Origin of the sequence: Mesorhizobium loti (assembly GCF_013170705.1) — a bacterium.
GTDB classification, from domain to species: domain Bacteria; phylum Pseudomonadota; class Alphaproteobacteria; order Rhizobiales; family Rhizobiaceae; genus Mesorhizobium; species Mesorhizobium loti_D.
On record NZ_CP033334.1, the window covers coordinates 182,095 to 198,852 of the forward strand.

Annotated in this window: 17 protein-coding genes; 9 read left to right on the forward strand and 8 right to left on the reverse strand. The window is 64.3% G+C overall.

The annotated features are described in order from the left end of the window. Window positions 1-55 precede the first annotated feature (55 nt). On the reverse strand, window positions 56-985 hold the full coding sequence (locus EB815_RS00840; protein ID WP_081294928.1) for a haloalkane dehalogenase: 930 nt from the start codon (window positions 983-985) through the stop codon (window positions 56-58). Next, entirely contained in the window at window positions 982-1,578 is a 597-nt protein-coding gene (locus EB815_RS00845) for a TetR/AcrR family transcriptional regulator (protein WP_056569615.1), read from the reverse strand. The genes EB815_RS00840 and EB815_RS00845 overlap by 4 nt, the downstream gene beginning before the upstream one ends. Window positions 1,579-1,705: 127 nt before the next feature. Between EB815_RS00845 and EB815_RS00850 the strand changes: the two genes are divergently transcribed. Then, window positions 1,706-2,779 (forward strand): NAD(P)/FAD-dependent oxidoreductase, encoded by a 1,074-nt coding sequence (locus tag EB815_RS00850; RefSeq protein ID WP_056569612.1) that lies wholly within the window; start codon window positions 1,706-1,708, stop codon window positions 2,777-2,779. Here EB815_RS00850 and EB815_RS00855 read toward each other — a convergent pair. From EB815_RS00855 to EB815_RS00865, 3 genes are all read right to left on the reverse strand, one after another. Continuing rightward, the gene (locus EB815_RS00855; protein ID WP_056569609.1) at window positions 2,773-4,146 is read right to left on the reverse strand and encodes an amidase; all 1,374 of its coding nucleotides are present in this window, start codon (window positions 4,144-4,146) and stop codon (window positions 2,773-2,775) included. The genes EB815_RS00850 and EB815_RS00855 overlap by 7 nt on opposite strands. A gap of 157 nt (window positions 4,147-4,303) precedes the next feature. Beyond that, window positions 4,304-5,104 carry a class II glutamine amidotransferase gene (locus tag EB815_RS00860; RefSeq protein WP_065005411.1) on the reverse strand — a complete coding sequence of 267 codons (801 nt, stop codon included), beginning with the start codon at window positions 5,102-5,104 and terminating at the stop codon, window positions 4,304-4,306. 15 nt (window positions 5,105-5,119) lie between these two features. Next, entirely contained in the window at window positions 5,120-5,368 is a 249-nt protein-coding gene (locus tag EB815_RS00865) for a DUF6356 family protein (protein ID WP_056569603.1), read from the reverse strand. A 111-nt stretch (window positions 5,369-5,479) separates the two neighbouring features. On the opposite strand from EB815_RS00865, the gene EB815_RS00870 reads away from it, so the two are divergent. The 6 genes from EB815_RS00870 (at window position 5,480) to EB815_RS00895 (ending at window position 10,006) form a co-directional block, all read left to right on the forward strand. Beyond that, window positions 5,480-5,950, forward strand: coding sequence for an Lrp/AsnC family transcriptional regulator (locus EB815_RS00870; RefSeq protein ID WP_056570400.1), 471 nt, complete (start codon window positions 5,480-5,482; stop codon window positions 5,948-5,950). Window positions 5,951-6,045: 95 nt separating this feature from the next. Then, the gene (gene dut, locus EB815_RS00875) at window positions 6,046-6,531 is read left to right on the forward strand and encodes a dUTP diphosphatase (RefSeq protein WP_056569599.1); all 486 of its coding nucleotides are present in this window, start codon (window positions 6,046-6,048) and stop codon (window positions 6,529-6,531) included. After that, the gene (locus EB815_RS00880; RefSeq protein WP_056569596.1) at window positions 6,531-7,190 is read left to right on the forward strand and encodes an HAD family hydrolase; all 660 of its coding nucleotides are present in this window, start codon (window positions 6,531-6,533) and stop codon (window positions 7,188-7,190) included. The genes dut and EB815_RS00880 overlap by 1 nt, the downstream gene beginning before the upstream one ends. Before the next feature lie 72 nt (window positions 7,191-7,262). Next, window positions 7,263-8,117 (forward strand): hypothetical protein, encoded by an 855-nt coding sequence (locus EB815_RS00885; protein ID WP_056569594.1) that lies wholly within the window; start codon window positions 7,263-7,265, stop codon window positions 8,115-8,117. Between the two features lie 73 nt (window positions 8,118-8,190). Next, on the forward strand, window positions 8,191-8,991 hold the full coding sequence (locus EB815_RS00890) for an isocitrate lyase/PEP mutase family protein (RefSeq protein ID WP_056569591.1): 801 nt from the start codon (window positions 8,191-8,193) through the stop codon (window positions 8,989-8,991). Window positions 8,992-9,007: 16 nt separating this feature from the next. Continuing rightward, a complete protein-coding gene (locus EB815_RS00895) occupies window positions 9,008-10,006 on the forward strand; it encodes a proline racemase family protein (RefSeq protein ID WP_056569588.1) in 999 nt (332 codons plus the stop codon). 7 nt (window positions 10,007-10,013) lie between these two features. Here EB815_RS00895 and EB815_RS00900 read toward each other — a convergent pair whose 3' ends face one another. Together EB815_RS00900 and EB815_RS00905 are read right to left on the reverse strand one after the other, a co-directional pair. Next, on the reverse strand, window positions 10,014-10,724 hold the full coding sequence (locus tag EB815_RS00900; protein ID WP_056569586.1) for a sulfate transporter family protein: 711 nt from the start codon (window positions 10,722-10,724) through the stop codon (window positions 10,014-10,016). 89 nt (window positions 10,725-10,813) lie between these two features. Then, window positions 10,814-11,716, reverse strand: a complete 903-nt coding sequence (locus EB815_RS00905) for an EamA family transporter (RefSeq protein WP_056569582.1) — start codon at window positions 11,714-11,716, stop codon at window positions 10,814-10,816. 227 nt (window positions 11,717-11,943) lie between these two features. Between EB815_RS00905 and EB815_RS00910 the strand changes: the two genes are divergently transcribed. Together EB815_RS00910 and EB815_RS00915 are read left to right on the forward strand one after the other, a co-directional pair. Further along, window positions 11,944-12,936 carry an adenosine kinase gene (locus EB815_RS00910; protein WP_056569580.1) on the forward strand — a complete coding sequence of 331 codons (993 nt, stop codon included), beginning with the start codon at window positions 11,944-11,946 and terminating at the stop codon, window positions 12,934-12,936. A 277-nt stretch (window positions 12,937-13,213) separates the two neighbouring features. After that, window positions 13,214-13,912, forward strand: coding sequence for an antitoxin Xre/MbcA/ParS toxin-binding domain-containing protein (locus EB815_RS00915; RefSeq protein WP_056569577.1), 699 nt, complete (start codon window positions 13,214-13,216; stop codon window positions 13,910-13,912). Window positions 13,913-14,280: 368 nt separating this feature from the next. On the opposite strand, the gene EB815_RS00920 is transcribed toward EB815_RS00915, so the two are convergent. Continuing rightward, window positions 14,281-16,560, reverse strand: coding sequence for an NADP-dependent malic enzyme (locus EB815_RS00920; protein WP_056569574.1), 2,280 nt, complete (start codon window positions 16,558-16,560; stop codon window positions 14,281-14,283). Window positions 16,561-16,758: the final 198 nt, after the last annotated feature.

A 16,758-nucleotide genomic window follows, 5' to 3' on the forward strand; every position in this document is an offset into this window, starting at 1 on the left:
GCCGGGCTGTCGACCGGTCCGGCGGCGTTGACGCCACCGGATGCCACAGCCCGGCTCAGGCCACCTCGCTCATGCGGCTCGCCTGGATGACCTCCGGAAGCCAGCCGGCAACGGCGCTGCCGATGGCGTCGGCATGATCTTCCTGCAGATAGTGCGCGCCGGGCCCGAGATTGATGAACCGGCAGTTCCGCAGCCCGGCCGCGAATTCGCGTGCCGCTTGCGGCGAGATCAAAGCACCGGGATCGCCCGCGAACAGTAGTTTCGGATAGGTGGATAGCCGCAGCGCGCGGTGGTCGTGTTCGCTGATGGCGGCAACGTCGGCAGGCTGGCCCTCGATCGGCAGTTCCCGCGGCAGGCGCAGCACCGGCTTGCGCGATTGCGGCGTCGGGAACGGCGTCCGGTAAGCAGCCATCTCGTCGTCGCTCATTGTGCGCAGCACCGAGGCCGGCAGCACCTTTTCGACGAACACGTTGTCTTCGAGGACCAGTTTTTCGCCGACACCGGGCGTGCGCAACGCCTTGAACGTCTCGCGGGCTTGCGGACGCTGGTGAAAATCCTCCCAGCGCTCGAAGGGCCGGATGAATTCCATGAAAGCGAGGCCAAGGATGCGCCGCGGCCGCCTGGCCGCGAGATGAAACGCAAGGGCAGTGCCCCAATCCTGCGCGACCACCACCGCATCGCCGATGTCGAGCGCATCGAGGAAGGCGTCGAGATAGCGGACATGGTCGAAGAAACGATAGTCGATATCGGGCTTGCCGGATTGGCCGTAACCGATCAGGTCAGGCGCGATGCAGCGGCCGAACGGCGCGACATGCGGGATGATGTTGCGCCAGATATGGGATGAAGTGGGGTTGCCGTGCAGGAACAACACGATCGGACCAGACGCGCCCGCTTCAACATAAGACATGGTGGAATCGAGCACGGGAACCTGAGAACGCCTTGCCGTGGTGGTCCCCGTCTGGGGCATGTCGATTTTCGAGTTCATGACGCCGTCTCCTTTGCAAAAACCGTGCTGAAGATGATTTTCTTGAACCGCTCGAGCGGCGCCGGGCTGCGCTCGACCTTCATGCGCAACATTGCCCCTTGCCAGGACGACAGCAGGAAGTCGGCGAGGTCCTCGGCGTCGAACGCCCTGGTGATGTCGCCAGCCGCCTGGCCTTCGGCGATGCAGGCCGCGAAGGGCTGGCGCCAACGCTCGAAAATGGCGACGAGCCGCAAACGCAGCGGCTCACTGTGCACCGCTGTCTCGAGGCTGAGATTGCCGATCATGCAGCCGCGCGCCCAGTCATGCGCTTCAAGCTTCGAGGTGATGACGTCGAGGTAGCGGCGCAGCCTGCCGATGGGCGGCGTGCCGTCCCGCTCCAGCGCTGCTTCAACCAGCCCGCCGACATAGGCGAAGTAGCGGTCCAGCACCTCGCCGGCGAATTCCTCCTTGGAGGCAAAATGGTTGGTGAACGAGCCCGGCCGGGCGTCGGCAGCAGCAACGATGTCGCGCACGCCAGCCGCGGCATAGCCGGACTCCCATATCGTCCGGAAGCCGGCATCAAGAAGTTTTTCGCGGAGTGATTGTCTAGCCATGGCGAAATAATACGTACGTACGTATTGATGTCAAGTACATCTTTTTGCCGTGTCGGCTGTTGGCAAGTGACGAGCAGGGTGGCACTGGAAGAGTGTCCTCGGCGGACCACAAGACAAGGGAGCGAACATGGCTGCGGCGAAACAGTTTATCGTCGTCGGCGCCGGCATCATCGGCGCTTCGATCGCCTGGCACCTGGCCAAAGCCGGTGCACAGGTCACGGTCGTTTCCGAAAGCGGCGCGGGCGGCGTCGCGACGCCCAATTCCTTTGCCTGGATCAACGCCAGCTGGGGCAACCCCGAAATCTATTTCCGGCTGCGCACCCGCGCCATGGCCGAGTGGAAACGGCTGGCAAAAGAGTTGCCCGGGCTTCCGCTCGCCTGGTGCGGTGGCCTGTGCTGGGACCTGCCGGCTGACCGGCTCGAAGCCTACGCGGCCGAACACTCTTCATGGGGCTACGGCATCGAACGCGTTGACCGGGAGCGGGCGGCGCAAATCGAGCCCGACCTCGCCGAGCCCCCTGAATTCGCTGTTTATGTCGCCGAGGAAGGCGTGACCGAACCGGTCGCCGCGGCCAGGGCCCTGCTGGCCGATGCCGAACGGCATGGCACGCGGGTCATTGCCAGCACGGTCTCGGCGCTGGCCCAGACCAATGGCCGGATTACCGGCGTGGACACATCGCATGGGCTGATTTCCGCCGACGAGGTGGTGCTCGCCGCCGGCGTCGGCGCTCCGGACATTGCCGCCACGGCGGGGATCAGCCTGCCGATCGAGACGCCGCCTGGCCTGATTGTCCATTCGCGGCCATACAAAAGGCTGCTCAACGGCCTGGTGCACGACGAGAAGCTGCATATGCGCCAGACGGCCGAAGGCCGCATCATCGCCGGCTCGGATTTCGCCGGCGGCGATCCAGGCGATGACCCCGCCGCTACGGCGCGCGAATTGTTTGCAGTAGCGAAGGCGGCGTTGCGCGGCGCCGGGGATCTGGAACTCGATTTCCATACGGTCGGCTACCGGCCGGCGCCGATCGACGGCTTTCCCATCATCGGTCGCGCCGAGGGCATGGACGGCCTGTATATTGCCGTCATGCATTCCGGCATCACGCTGGCGCCGGCCGTCGGCCTGTTCGCCGCGAGGGAAATCCTCTACGGCGAGCGCGACCCGCTGCTGGCGCCCTATGGATTGTCGCGTTTCGCTCAGTAGCCCGGCGGACGACGGAAGCCGCCGATGAACGGCTCAACCGCCGCCGCAACACCAAGCAGCCGCGATTCCGACCAGCGTTTGCCGACCAGTTGCAGGCCGATCGGCAGGCCGTCGGGACCTTCCCCATACGGCATCGAAAGTGCCGGATGGCCGCTGTAGTTGAAGACGGCACCGTAGGCCGTCAGCATCCAGTAGCTCTGTTCCCGACCGTCGACCTCGATCGGCTTGCCCGGATCGCAATGCGGGAAGGCGGTGGTCATGGCGACAGGGCAGAGCAGTGCATCCCAGTCGTCGAAGAACCGATCCCAAGCGAGAATGGATCTGTCGCGGCGGGCGAGCGCCTCGAACCAGCGCGAAACCGATGTCGGCTGCGCCGGGGGCTCGGGTTGGGCAGCTTCCATCATCATGCCGATCAGCGCGCCGCCTTGCGCGAGATCGTCGTGCAGGTCGAGCCTGGGCAGTTTCGCTTCCTCCACGGTAGCCCCGGCCGAGCGTAGATTTCCGGCGAGATCTTCGACCGCCGCACCGATGTGCGCTGCCACCGGGAAGCCGCGAAAGGACGGCGCGAAGGCGATGCGCAATGCCCTGATGTCGAGCTTCGGCATGGCCTCGAGCGGCCCCGGCGCAAGATCGGTATCCCGCCCGTCCGGCCCGGCGATGATCCGATAGATCAACGACAAATCGCCCACGCTGCGTGCCAGCGGTCCGAGACAGGACATCAGCCGCACGCTGCGCGCCGTGCCGCCCGGGTCCGGGAAGGCACCGGCCAGCGAGACGCGATGCTCCGTCGGCTTCAGCCCATAGACACCGCAGAAGGCGGCAGGCAGGCGGATCGAATCCTGCATGTCGGTGCCGACGTCGAATGGCGTCATCCCGGCGGCGACCGCCGCGGCGGCGCCGCCGCTGGAGCCGCCGGCGGTGCGCTCAAGGTTCCACGGATTGTTGGTGCGGCCGAACAGCGGATTGTTCGACTGCCAGTCGGAGAGCATGGTCGCGACATTGGTCCTGGCCGTCAGCACGCCGCCGGCGGCCTTCAGCCTCGCAACCACCGGGCTGTCGCGGCTGGCGACATAGTCGACGAAGGCCGGGAAGCCGACCGTGGTTTTCATGCCTGCGGCTTCGTGCGTGTCCTTCAGGGTGAACGGAACGCCGTGCAGCGGCCCGGGCGTGGCGCCGCGCGCGAGTGCCGCGTCGGCGTTTTTGGCGCGCTCACGAGCGCCTTCCCTGTCGAGCGCAATGACGGCGTTGACGCCTTCGTTGCGGCTGTCGATCTGCGCCAGAACGGCGTCGACCGCGTCGATAGCGGAGATTTTGCGCTGGGCTATCGCGGAAGCGAGGTCGACGGTTGAGGAGAAGGCGACTTCCATGGTGAATGCTCCGGCTTGGCCGCGCTCATCCAATCGAGATGGCCCAACGGCGGCGCTGCTTCAAGCGGAGTTGAGCATTCAGGGATCGCCTGCGTTTGATCGAGATTGCGCCGAGGCCAATTGAGGTGGGCACTCCACGGCGGCGTTCCGACTAGGATTACCCTACCAGCGCCAGCTTCGCCGCTGTTGGCGCAAACGGGCGAATGCTGACCCCATCCCGGGGCATTGTGACAAAGCTCGACGGCGGGATCGCCTGCCAGTCGCCGCCTTCGCGGTCGAAGGGCTCGGAGACGATGCAGCGGCCGCCGCCCTTGCGCAGGATAGAGGTGTAGAGTGTCGGCGCATGCGCATCGGTGGCATAGCGAACCGCGTGCAGCGCCTGCCCGTCCGAGAAGGCGGCGGTGAGTTTGAGTGCCGGTTCGAGGCCGGCGCGGCGCGAGGCTTCGAGAACCCGGCTGGTGGCGCGCGACACCGCGCCCTGCGGGTCGCCGGCCAATCCTTCGTCGATCATGAGGAGAAAAAAGAGTTCGGAATCGGTGGTGCCTTCGCGCTGGTCGAAGACGGCATCGGACAATGAATTCTCCAGCGCGCGACGGATTTTCTCGAAACCGCCTATCTGGCCGTTATGCATGAACGACCAGCGGCCGGAGATGAAGGGATGGCAGTTCATGCGGCTGGTGGCGCCGCCGGTCGAGGCCCGCACATGGGCGAGGAACAGGCCGGATTTGATCTGGCGGCACAGGCTCTTCAGATTGGGATCTGACCAGGCCGGCAGAATGTCGCGGTAGAGGCCGGGCTCCGGACGGTCGCCGTACCAGGCAAGGCCAAAGCCGTCGCCGTTGGTCGGTGACTTCGCCTCCTGAGCGCAATGGCTCTGGGCGATCAACGAGTGACAGGGCGCCGTGAGGATGTCTTCGAGAAAGACCGCTTCACCGAGATAGGCCGCCCAACGGCACATCGCTTCTGTCGTCCTCTAGGCGCGATCCGGGAGAGCCGCGGGCTCCCTGGTAGCGTGTGTGCCTCTGTTGTGCGTCCGCTCGTAAAGCTCACGGACGATTCGGCTTGCGGTAGTCTCGAAGAGAAACGGCAAGAAAGCGTGAACGAGCGCGGCACCCGCCGCCATCAGCAAACGCGAGGAAAACCAGGCGGCGAAGGCCATATGGCCGAAATAGGTTTCGCCGACCTTTGCCGGATGAGAGGTAAAGATGCTTGCGACCGACATGCTGGTCCCCTTCAGCGTTGGTTCCGATATGAGTATCCTGACACGCTTCGCCGGTTCATCGGTCTCAAAATGTCCTTGTATTTTGCCATTCCATGGGACAAATATCCCAATATGGCGATGGAAATCGATGAAATAGACCGAAAACTGCTCGCCGAATTGCAACGCGACGGCACGCTGTCGGTCGACCAGCTATCGGAGCGGGTGGCCTTGTCGCGCAATGCCTGCTGGCGGCGCGTCAAGCGAATGGAGGAAGAAGGCGTCATTACCGGCCGCGTGGCGCTGGTCGATGCCGACAAGCTCGGGCTTGGCCTGTCCGTGTTCATCCTGGTCCGGACGTCGAATCATGACCCGGACTGGCTGCAGAAATTCCGCGCCGCGGTGACCGGCTTCCCCGAGATCACCGGCGTCTACCGCATGTCCGGCGACCTCGACTATGTCCTGCGCGCCCGTGTCGCCGACGTGAAGGCCTATGACCGGCTCTACCAGCGACTGATCGCCAAGGTGGCCCTGTCGGATGTTTCGGCCTCCTTCGTGATGGAGGAAATCAAGGAAACGACGGTGGTTCCGATGGAAGTACGCTGAGGCGTGCCCAGTCATAGTGATGCCCGAAAGAAAGCCGTTAATACCCCGGCGGGCGAATTGACCGAATCGGCAATCGCGCCGATAGGATCGATTTTATGCGCGCAGCCCTCCAAAACTCCTCCGTCATCGGTCCGACCGTCGGCTTCGTCAGGTTGCCGCATGCTGAAGGACTACCCCTCCCCGCTTATGAAAGCGCCGGCGCCGCCGGGATGGATCTGCGCGCCGCGGTGCCCGACGACCGGCCGCTGCTGATCCTGCCGGGAAAACGCGCCCTGGTGCCGACCGGGTTGATCCTGGAAATCCCCGAAGGCATGGAAGGCCAGGTGCGGCCGCGCTCCGGGCTTGCTTTCAAGCATGGACTCACCGTCCTCAATTCGCCAGGCACGGTCGACAGCGACTATCGCGGCGAGGTGAAGGTGCTGCTGGTCAATCTCGGCGATGAGGATTTTGCCGTGACGCGCGGCATGCGCATCGCCCAGATCGTTTTCGCCGCCGTGACGCAGGTGGCCGCCGAAGAACGTTCGCTGGCCGGCGGCACGGCGCGTGGCTCGGGCGGGTTCGGATCGACCGGCACCGCCTGATGCCTATCCCGAAACTTGTCATCTTCGACTGCGACGGCATTCTCGTCGACACGGAGAACCTCGCCAATCGGCGCCTCGCCGAGTGGTTGAGCGCGGCTGGCTATCCGACGAGCTTTGAATATTGCCGCAAGAATTTCTCCGGCCGCAGCATGCTCTCGGTGCAGAAGGAAATCGAAGAGCAGACCGATGTCCGCCTCGGCACCGATTTCGTCGATCGCTGGAATGCCGGCCTGCCGGACCTGTTTTCCCATGGCGTCGAGGCCATACCCTATGTGCGGGAATTCATCGAGGCGGTTCGCGGGGCCGGCATACCCTATTGCGTCGCGACCTCGGCCAGGATTTCGAAGATGCACATCACGCTTGGCCAGACCGGGCTGTTGCCGCTGTTCGAACATGCGATGTTTTCCTCGACCATGGTCTCGCGCGGCAAACCGTTCCCGGACCTGTTCCTGCATGCGGCCAGGACCATGGGCTTCGCTCCCGTCGACTGCATCGTCATCGAAGACAGCGTCGCCGGCACACAGGCCGGCATAGCCGCCGGCATGCGGGTGTTTTCCTATCATGGCGACCCCTATTCCGACCGTGATGGCCTGATCCAGGCCGGCGGCATCCTGTTCGACGACATGCGCGAACTGGCCGGCCTGGTTCCGATCCACTGACCCTGTTCCGACACGGCTGCACGCCGCTGGAACCCGTGCTAGCGTTAGTGGCCTGATCTCGGGGGGACACTCATGCCGACGAACCTGCTCCGCCTCATGCTCGCCTTGATACTGCTGCCGTTGTTGTGGATGGCGGCCGGCGCGCAGGCCGTGAGTTTTCCCGAATTCAACAGCCCGCTGCCCGGCCGCGGCGACATCACCTATCTCGACCTGGCCAAGATGGTCATCCCGGACCTCGCCGCCGACAAGGACGGTTTCTACAAGGGCGGATTGCCGATCGACATGCGCCACATTGCCGGTGGCGATGACGGCGGCTCGCCGCCGCAGACGACGAGCCTGCCCAATGCTGCGGTGCTTCCCATCAAGGCCGGCGGCAAGGATCGGCTGGCGATGCTGTTCGATCTCGGCGACTCTCCCGACAGTGCCGAAGGCTATGCGGTGCTGGCGCTCTACGACCTCGCGGCCAAGCCGAAACTGCTCGATGCGGCCAATGTCGCGGTCGACCGCAGCACCTATTTCCGCGAGCCTAACAAGCTTTCGATCGGCGCCGGCGACGATGTGCTCATCTCCATGAGCACGCATTTCAATTCGAACCAGGGCTATGTGAGTACGCTGCTGATCCTGCCTCGCGAGGATCGCCTTCAATTGGTCGACACGATCAACACGTTCGACGAAAACGTCTGCGCCTACAAACGCACCCAGGACCTGGCCTTCCTGACGCTTGACGACGGAAAGCCTTATGCGGCGATCAAGGTGACGGCGACCGACGCCACCGTGCCGAGTGGTGAAAATTGCGATGAGGCCGCGCCCAAGGCAGCGTCGCACGACATTTCCGTCACCTACCATTGGGACAAGAAGACATCGCACTACGTCAAGGATTCCGACGCGTTCGAGAAATTGTCAGCAGAGAACGCGAAACGCTTCTGAGCCAAACGCATTCGTTTGCCCGACTTGAGACAGCGCGGTAGCATCCGCCCAAAACTCGTGATGGGGAGCATTCATGGACAAGGGCAAGATCTTTCGCGACCTGCATGCCTCGACCTTCGTCATGCCCAATCCCTGGGATCCGGGCACGACCAAGCTGCTCGGCTCCTTCGGTTTCAAGGCACTGGCGACGACCAGCGCCGGCTTCGCGTTTTCGCGCGGCCTGCCGGACGGCTCGGTGACCTTCGAGCAGATGATCCATCACTGCCGCGAGGTGACGGCGGCGACCGACCTGCCGGTCTCGGCAGATCTCGAGAGAGGCAAGGGCGACAGCGCCGAGCGGGCCGCCGAAACCATCTTCGCGGCGGAAGCGGCCGGCCTTGCCGGCTGCTCGATCGAGGACCACACCGGCGATCCCGACAAGCCTATCTACGATTTTTCGCATGCGGTCGAGCGCGTCGCCGCGGCGGTGGAGGCGGCGCGGGCGCTGAAGCGAGATTTCGTGTTCACCGCGCGCGCCGAAAATTTCCTCTGGGGCAGAACCGATCTCGACGACACGATCAAGCGGTTGCAGGCCTTCGAGAAGGCTGGGGCCGACGTGGTCTATGCGCCGGGGATCGGCGACATCGAGATGGTGCGCACGATCTGCTCGGCGGTCGGCAAGCCGGTCAATGTCATGGCAAAGCCGGGCTTTACCATCGCCGATCTTGCCATGGCCGGCGTGAAGCGCATTTCACTCGGGCCGTGGCTGACCAATTTCGCCTACGGCATGCTGGAGACGGCGGCGCGCGAGATCCAGCAGGACGGCACGTTCGGCTTCACCCGCGCCGCCATGCCTTTCGGCAAGTTGCAGGCGCTATACAGCAAGCCATCATGATGAACAGGCTGGGCGCATGACGCTGACCGTCGTCGACATGCATACGGGCGGCGAGCCGCTGAGGATCGTCACCGGCGGCTATCCCCGTATCCCGAAGGGCACCATCCTGGAAAAGCGCGCCTATGTGCGCGACCATCTCGACCATCTCAGAAAAATCCTGATGTTCGAGCCGCGCGGCCATTACGATATGTACGGCGCCCTGCTGGTCGAGCCCGACTTGCCGGGGGCCGATCTCGCGGTGCTGTTCATGCACAATGAGGGCTATTCGACCATGTGCGGCCACGCCATCGTCGCCCTCGGCCGCTACGCCATCGATGAAGGGCTGGTGGCGAAGCAGGAGCCGATCACGACCGTCAACATCGAGGCGCCGTGCGGCCTGGTCGTCGCTTCGGTCGAGGTTCTGGACGGCAAGGCCGGCGCCGTGTCGTTCGAGAGCGTGCCGGCCTTCCTGTTAGCCGGTGACCAGCAGATCGAGCTGACAGGGTATGGCAAGATCGGCTTCGACATCGCTTATGGCGGCGCTTTCTACGCGCTGGCGGACTGCCATCAGTTCGGACTGGAATTCGGCCGTGATCGCGTGCGCGATTTCGTCGATGCCGCAACGACGCTGACGAACAGGCTCAAGGCAGAATTCCCGCTGTCGCATCCCGACCACGCCGACCTCGCCTTTCTCTACGGCACAATCCTGACCGACGGACGCGACGCGTTTTCCGGCGAGGTGACCAAGAACATCTGCGTCTTCGCCGAGGCCGAGGTCGACCGCTCGCCGACCGGCTCTGGCGTCACCGCCCGCCTCGCCGCCATGCTTGCCAAGGGCGAGATCGCTATCGGGCAGACGCGGACTTTCGAGAGCATCGCCGGATCGCATTTTTCCGGCGCGGTGGCGCGGACGGCTCGGGCCGGCCCGCATGAGGCGATCATCGCCCGCGTCGGCGGCCGCGCCTACTATTGCGGGCGGACGGAATTCATCGTCGAGCCCGATGACGAGCTGGGGCGAGGTTTCCTGCTCCGTTGAGCCGCGCTTAGCTCCGCGAGCGACGTGCCGCTTCCCGCGCCGAAATCGCCTTGTGCAGGTGCACCATCATGGCGGCGGCGAAGAGCGGCGTCACCAAATTGAGCAACGGCACGGCGAGGAAGGCGGCGATGACCAGCCCGGCGACAAAGACCGTGCCGGCATACTGCCTTCGCAAGGCCCTGGCTTCGTCTTCGCCGCGAAAGCGCATCGCGGCAAATTCGAAGAATTCGCGGCCGAGCAAATAGCCGTTGACGACGAAGAAGGCGGCAATGTTGATGCCCGGCACCAGCAGGAGCAGCAAGGCGACGATGTTGCCGAGGATGACGACGCCGAGGAATTTTATCGCCAGCACCAGCGAGCGCAGCGCCGGCATTGCGCGCCCAATCGGGTCACCGGGATAGTCGGTGCGCTCGACCACTTCGGCGACATCGTCGAGGAACAGGCCGGCGATCACAGCCGTCACCGGCGCGACGAGCAGCGCCGTGCCGAAGGCAAGCGCTATTGCCGCGATGATGCCGCCCAGCCAGCCGGCCCAGGAGGGCATGCCGGGCAACAGGGCCTGCAGCCACGGAAGCGCCAGCCATTCGACCAGGCTGGTCAGGCCGAACCACAAGGCGACCAGCGCCAGCACGGTCAGGCCAAGCGTCTTGATGAACACGGCGCGAAACGGCGGCGAGAGCAGTTCGAGGGCCGCGGTGCGGGCAGCGTCGAAAATCACCGTGCTTCAACCCCAAGTCAGCGACAGCGCCGTAAAGGCGGGACGTTCACGAGATAGGCAGCGCGGCTCTTGAGCACAAGCGCGTATCGCTATCGGGCAAACGCCGGCTTTCTGACCGGGATCGTCATGGCCGCGACGCCTACCACGACAAAGGCCATGCCCAGCCATGCCGTTGGCCCCAGGCTTTCGCCGAGGAAGACAGCGCCGATGCCGACGCCGATCGGTACGCGCAGATAGGCCTGCGATGTCGTGCCGACCGAACCCAGCGTGTGGATGAGGCGAAAATAGATGACGAAGGCCAGCGCAGTCGAAAACACCGACAGGCCAAGCAGGGCCAGGGTCGATGCCATCGAGGGTGTCAGCGTCCATGGCTGGTCGACCAACAGGCTGAGCGGCACCAGCATGAACGCGCCGCACAGCATCGAACCGGCGGCCGGCAACATCGGATCGAGGCCCTTGAAGCCACGGCCGAAGATCGCCGCACCCGCATAGCAGATCGTTGCCACGACGATGGCGACCTGCGCCCAGAGTTCGTGACCGAGACCACCCAGCGCCTGCGTGCCGACAATGAAGCAGATGCCTGCCATGCCGGCGCCGACACCGATCAGCTTGCGCACGGTCACCGGCTCATGGCGGGTGATGAGCGCGGTGAAGACGAAAGTGAAGATCGGCGAGGTCGCATTGAGGATCGTGGCCAGGCCGGCATCGACCGAGCGCTCGGCGGCAGCGATCAGCGTGAATGGTATGACGCTGTTGAGGCATGCCTGGAAGGCGAAGCGGCGCCAGCTTGCCGCATCGACGGGCATGGCCAGCCCGCGCCAGCGGATGATGGCGAACAGGATGCCGCCGGCGATCAAGGTGCGGGCGGCGATGAAGGTGACCGGCGGGATCGTCTCGACGCCGATCTTGATGAAAGTGTAGGAGGCGCCCCACAGTACCGCCAGTACGGCAAGCAGCGCCAGGTCGATGGTCGTGTCGTTCTTCGCGGACATGGGCTCGCCGTCTTCCGGTGCTGTCGATCAGGCCCGATTTGTAGGCAATGCGGTGATGAAACGCTTCGTCCACGGTCGAATTGTCGTTAGCGCCTGGATGTTGATGCGCTGTTCTGGGGCGATCCCGCCAAAGTTGAGTCGTGCTCTAGGCAAAGCTGTCGTTAATCGCTAAACCCGCGCCCGGCCAGCGTGGCAAGAAGCCGGCTCGGGTTTTGGCGGAGATATTGATGCCGGATTATGACGTGCTTTGCATTGGCAATGCCATTGTCGACATCATCGCCCAGTGCGAGGAGGAATTCCTCGAAACCAACGGCATCATCAAGGGCGCGATGAACCTCATTGATACGCGGCGCGCCGAACTGCTCTACAGCCGCATGGGCCCGGCGATCGAGGCCTCCGGCGGCAGCGCAGGCAACACAGCGGCAGGCGTCGCCTCCTTCGGCGGACGCGCCGCCTTCTTCGGCAAGGTCTCCAACGATGCGCTCGGCGAAATCTACGCGCACGACATCCATGCGCAGGGCGTCGCCTTCGACACCAAGCCGCTCAACGGCGAGCCGCCGACGGCGCGCTCGATGATCTTCGTCACCCCCGACGGCGAGCGTTCGATGAACACCTATCTCGGTGCCTGTGTCGAACTCGGCCCCGAGGATGTCGAGGCCGAAAAGGCCTCGGGCGCCAAGGTCACTTATTTCGAGGGCTATCTGTGGGACCCGCCACGCGCCAAGGAAGCGATTCGGCAGACGGCGAAGCTGGCGCACGCGGCGGGCCGCGAAGTCTCAATGACGCTGTCGGATTCGTTCTGCGTCGACCGCTACCGCGACGAGTTCCTCGACCTCATGCGCTCGGGCACGGTCGACATCGTCTTCGCCAACAGTCACGAGATCAAGTCGCTCTACCAGACATCGTCCTTCGACGAGGCGCTGGCCAAGATCCGCAAGGACTGCAGACTAGCCGCCGTGACCCGTTCGGAAAAGGGTTCGGTCATCGTGCGCGGCGACGAGACCGTGGTCATCCAGGCGACGGCGATCCGGGAGCTGGTCGACACGACCGGCGCCGGCGATCTCTACGCCGCCGGTTTCCTGCATGGCTACACGCAAGGCCGCGACCTCAAGACCTGCGGCGACCTCGGCTCGCTGGCGGCCGGACTGGTGATCCAGCAGATCGGCCCAAGGCCGCGGCAAAATCTGCGCCGCGAGGCGGAACTGGCGGGGTTGTTGTAACAGCGTCTGCAGCTCTCCCCCACGAGGGAGGAGATCGGCAGCCGGACCATCCCGCTCGCCGTCGCGCGGTTGTCACATATCGCCCCTACACGAAATCGTGAGTGTCCCGTGACTGACATTTCGGGACGCCCGCAGCCAGATGGGGTGTTGAAAAATGCAAGACAGCAAGCTGTCGGGCAGCGCGATGCGTTGCCGCCGCGATCTCCGTTTTCCGTACTAGAAATTCAGCAATCGGCCGCGGCTGAGGGAGGAACGCGCGCGGCCGGAAGACATATGCATGAGCAGATTTCAGACACCTGGTCTTGGACAGGACGACTTCGCGGAAATGGTCGCGGAGGACGTCGAGCGCGCGCTTGCCCACTATGACGAGGCCATAAACCAGTCCACCGTGGTCTCTGTCGGCAAGATCGCCGGCAGCATAGCATCCGCCGTCACCTTGCTGTCGCCGAAGCACCAGAGGGCCATCGACGCCATCCATGCCGACCTTCCCGGCCTTGCCTCGAAATTCGTGCGCGCGCTGGCGGCGGAAGCCGCGCGCCGCAGCGAAGCCGGCACTGCCGGCACAAACCGATTGACAGCTTTGCTGGCCGATGAGCCGCTTTCTGCACCGCAGCGGTCCGACGACCTCGAATCGATGCTGATCGAGGACTGGGCCGGCCGTGTCGCCGGTTCGACCTACCTGGAAGAAAACCTTGGCATAGCCCGCTCGACCCTGCATCGCTGGCAAAGGCGCGGCGATGTCATCGCCTTGCGCAAGGGCGGCCGCAAACACGTCTTCCCGCTGGCGCAGTTCGTCGACGGCAGGCCGGTGGCAGGCATAAGCGACGTGCTCAAGCAGATCGGCAATCCGAGGCTGGTGTGGCTGTGGCTGACACGCCCGGCGGCAGAGCTCGACGGGCGCATTCCGATCGACCTGCTGCGGCAGGATCAGGTGGGGGACGTGGTCGAAGCGGCGCGGGCGTTCGCGCCGGGCTAGCCTAACGGCTGTTGGCTTTCGTCTGCAATGGCTCTCGCCTTAAGCCCTCTAGGTGACGCACGCATCTTCCGTGATTAGGGCGGCTGATCGGCCCGAAACTTGATTGCGATGTGGTTCCCCCAATCCGCCGCTGCTTCGCAGCGCCACCTTTCCCCCCTCCGGAGGGAAAAGAAGGGAGCGTTGCCGGACAAGCGTTGACGATAAAGAATTTGGTGCCTTTCCTCTACCCCGTCGATCGGGGGAGAGGTGTCTCGGCGAAGCCGAGACGGAGTGGGGGTCGACCAGCGCGGCACAAGGGAATGCATGCGCCAACCTGCCATGCACGTTATCGCCAAACACCGGCTGCTTGGAAATGTGTGATGCCGTAGTCAAGTCCCCGCCGTGTACGCCGCGATCACCGCCATGTTGACGATGTCGCTATCCTTGGCGTTCAGCGACACGATCTGGACCGGCTTGTTCAAGCCGACCAGCAGCGGGCCGATCACCGTCGAGCCGCCCAGTTCCTGCAACATCTTGGTCGAGATCGAGGCCGAGTGGAAGGCGGGCATGACCAGGACATTGGCCGGGCCGGTGAGGCGGATGAACGGGTATTGCGCCATGGCGCGCGCGTTGAGCGCGACGTCGGCGGCCATCTCGCCGTCATATTCGAAATCGACGCGGCGCTTGTCGAGGATGCGCACCGCTTCCTGGACGCGCTCGGAGCGCTCGCCCTGCGGATGGCCGAAGGTGGAATAGGCGAGCATGGCAAGCCTCGGCTCATAGCCCATTCGGCGGGCAAAGCCAGCCGCCTCCTCGGCGATGTCGGCGATCTGCTCGGCGTTCGGCATGTCGTGCACGGCGGTGTCCGCGACCAGCACGGTCTTGCCCCGCGCCAACACGATCGACACGCCGATGACGCGGTGGCCGGGCTTGGCGTCGATGACGCGCCGGATATCGTCAAGCGCGGTCGAATAGTTGCGGGTCACACCGGTGACGATGCCATCGGCGTCGCCCAGCGCCACCATGCAGGCGGCGAAGTGGTTGCGGTCGTTGTTGATCAGGCGCTGGCAGTCGCGGAACAGGAACCCCTTCCGCTGCATGCGCTCATAGAGATAGTCGGTGTAGATGCCGTTGCGGCGCGACAGCCGGGCATTGATGATCTCGATGCCTTGCTTGTTGAGGTCGATGCCTGCTTGCTTGGCGTTTTCCTTGATGACATCGTCACGGCCAAGCAGGATGGCGGTGCCGAGCCGCTGGTTCACATAGGAGACGGCGGCGCGCATCACCTGCTCCTCCTCGCCCTCGGCGAAGACGATGCGCTTTGGCTGGCGGCGCACGCGGTCGTAGATGCGCTGCAGGGTCGAAGCGATCGGGTCGCGGCGGGCCGACAGTTCCTGCGCGTAGCGGTCGAGGTCGAGGATCGGCTTGCGGGCGACGCCCGAATCCATCGCCGCTTTGGCGACGGCCAGCGGAATGGCCGAGATCAGACGCGGGTCGAACGGCACGGGAATGATGTAATTGGGGCCGAATTTCGGCCGGTTGCCCTGGTAGGCGGCGGCGACGTCGTCGGGCACGTCCTGGCGCGCCAGTTCGGCGAGCGCTCTGGCCGCGGCGATCTTCATATCGTCATTGATGGTGGTGGCCCGCACGTCCAGCGCGCCGCGGAAAATGTAGGGGAAACCGAGCACGTTGTTGACCTGGTTCGGATAGTCCGAGCGTCCCGTCGCCATGATGGCGTCGGTGCGGATCTCGGCCACTTCCTCCGGCGTGATTTCCGGATCGGGATTGGCCATGGCGAAGATGATCGGGTTCTTGGCCATCGATTGCACCATGGCGGTGGTCAGCGCGCCCTTGGCCGAGAGGCCGAGGAAGACGTCCGCGCCGTCGAGCGCCTCGGCGAGGCTGCGCGCATCTGTCTTGACCGCATGCGCCGACTTCCACTGATTCATGCCTTCGGTGCGGCCCCGGAAGACCACGCCCTTGGTGTCGCACAGGATGATGTTTTCCGGCGCGAAGCCCATCGCTTTCATCAGCTCGATGCAGGCGATGCCGGCGGCACCCGCGCCGTTGCAGACCAGCTTCGTGGTCTTCATGTCGCGGCCGGTGACTTCCAGCGCGTTGATCAGGCCGGCTGCCGAGATGATGGCGGTGCCGTGCTGGTCATCATGGAAGACAGGGATGTCCATCAGTTCGCGCAGCCGCTGCTCGATGATGAAGCATTCCGGCGCCTTGATGTCCTCGAGGTTGATGCCGCCGAAGGAAGGACCGAGGAAGCGCACACAATTGATGAACTCGTCGGCATCCTCGGTGTCGACCTCGAGGTCGATGGAATCGACATCGGCGAAGCGCTTGAACAGCACCGCCTTGCCTTCCATCACCGGCTTGGAGGCCAGCGCGCCGAGATTGCCGAGGCCAAGGATGGCGGTACCGTTGGAGATGACGGCGACCATGTTGCCGCGCGTCGTGTAATCGAAGGCCCGGCTGGGATCCTCGGCGATGGCGCGCACCGGCACGGCTACGCCTGGCGAATAGGCGAGGCTCAAATCGCGCTGCGTCGTCATCGGCTTGGTGGCGACGATCTCCAGCTTGCCAGGCCTGCCCATGGCGTGGAATTCGAGCGCTTCCTGCGCGCTGACGGACGGACCGCTGTTCTCGGTTTTCCTTGCCATGATGCTTTTTGATTTCCTCGCCGGTGCAGCACCTCCTTGAGGCGGGTGCTTTGTTTCGGTCCGAATTAAGACCACGCGCCGCCGCGTGTAAACCGCCACGACGCCTGAATCGCGGATCGTATAGAAATTGCGGGCACCTCTAGCCTCGGTCTTCCCCTGCTTTTAGATGACCCGGCATTAAACCTGGCCATCACATCT

What these genes read in the sequence shown, in the direction of transcription:
- EB815_RS00880 (WP_056569596.1), top strand. Translation starts at nt 6,531, where the DNA reads ATGCCTATCCCGAAACTTGTCATCTTCGACTGCGACGGCATTCTCGTC.
- EB815_RS00840 (WP_081294928.1), bottom strand. Translation starts at nt 985, where the DNA reads ATGAACTCGAAAATCGACATGCCCCAGACGGGGACCACCACGGCAAGG.
- EB815_RS00915 (WP_056569577.1), top strand. Translation starts at nt 13,214, where the DNA reads ATGAGCAGATTTCAGACACCTGGTCTTGGACAGGACGACTTCGCGGAA.
- EB815_RS00865 (WP_056569603.1), bottom strand. Translation starts at nt 5,368, where the DNA reads ATGTCGGTCGCAAGCATCTTTACCTCTCATCCGGCAAAGGTCGGCGAA.
- EB815_RS00870 (WP_056570400.1), top strand. Translation starts at nt 5,480, where the DNA reads ATGGCGATGGAAATCGATGAAATAGACCGAAAACTGCTCGCCGAATTG.
- dut (WP_056569599.1), top strand. Translation starts at nt 6,046, where the DNA reads ATGCGCGCAGCCCTCCAAAACTCCTCCGTCATCGGTCCGACCGTCGGC.
- EB815_RS00920 (WP_056569574.1), bottom strand. Translation starts at nt 16,560, where the DNA reads ATGGCAAGGAAAACCGAGAACAGCGGTCCGTCCGTCAGCGCGCAGGAA.
- EB815_RS00885 (WP_056569594.1), top strand. Translation starts at nt 7,263, where the DNA reads ATGCCGACGAACCTGCTCCGCCTCATGCTCGCCTTGATACTGCTGCCG.
- EB815_RS00905 (WP_056569582.1), bottom strand. Translation starts at nt 11,716, where the DNA reads ATGTCCGCGAAGAACGACACGACCATCGACCTGGCGCTGCTTGCCGTA.
- EB815_RS00890 (WP_056569591.1), top strand. Translation starts at nt 8,191, where the DNA reads ATGGACAAGGGCAAGATCTTTCGCGACCTGCATGCCTCGACCTTCGTC.
- EB815_RS00910 (WP_056569580.1), top strand. Translation starts at nt 11,944, where the DNA reads ATGCCGGATTATGACGTGCTTTGCATTGGCAATGCCATTGTCGACATC.
- EB815_RS00850 (WP_056569612.1), top strand. Translation starts at nt 1,706, where the DNA reads ATGGCTGCGGCGAAACAGTTTATCGTCGTCGGCGCCGGCATCATCGGC.
- EB815_RS00895 (WP_056569588.1), top strand. Translation starts at nt 9,008, where the DNA reads ATGACGCTGACCGTCGTCGACATGCATACGGGCGGCGAGCCGCTGAGG.
- EB815_RS00860 (WP_065005411.1), bottom strand. Translation starts at nt 5,104, where the DNA reads ATGTGCCGTTGGGCGGCCTATCTCGGTGAAGCGGTCTTTCTCGAAGAC.
- EB815_RS00845 (WP_056569615.1), bottom strand. Translation starts at nt 1,578, where the DNA reads ATGGCTAGACAATCACTCCGCGAAAAACTTCTTGATGCCGGCTTCCGG.
- EB815_RS00855 (WP_056569609.1), bottom strand. Translation starts at nt 4,146, where the DNA reads ATGGAAGTCGCCTTCTCCTCAACCGTCGACCTCGCTTCCGCGATAGCC.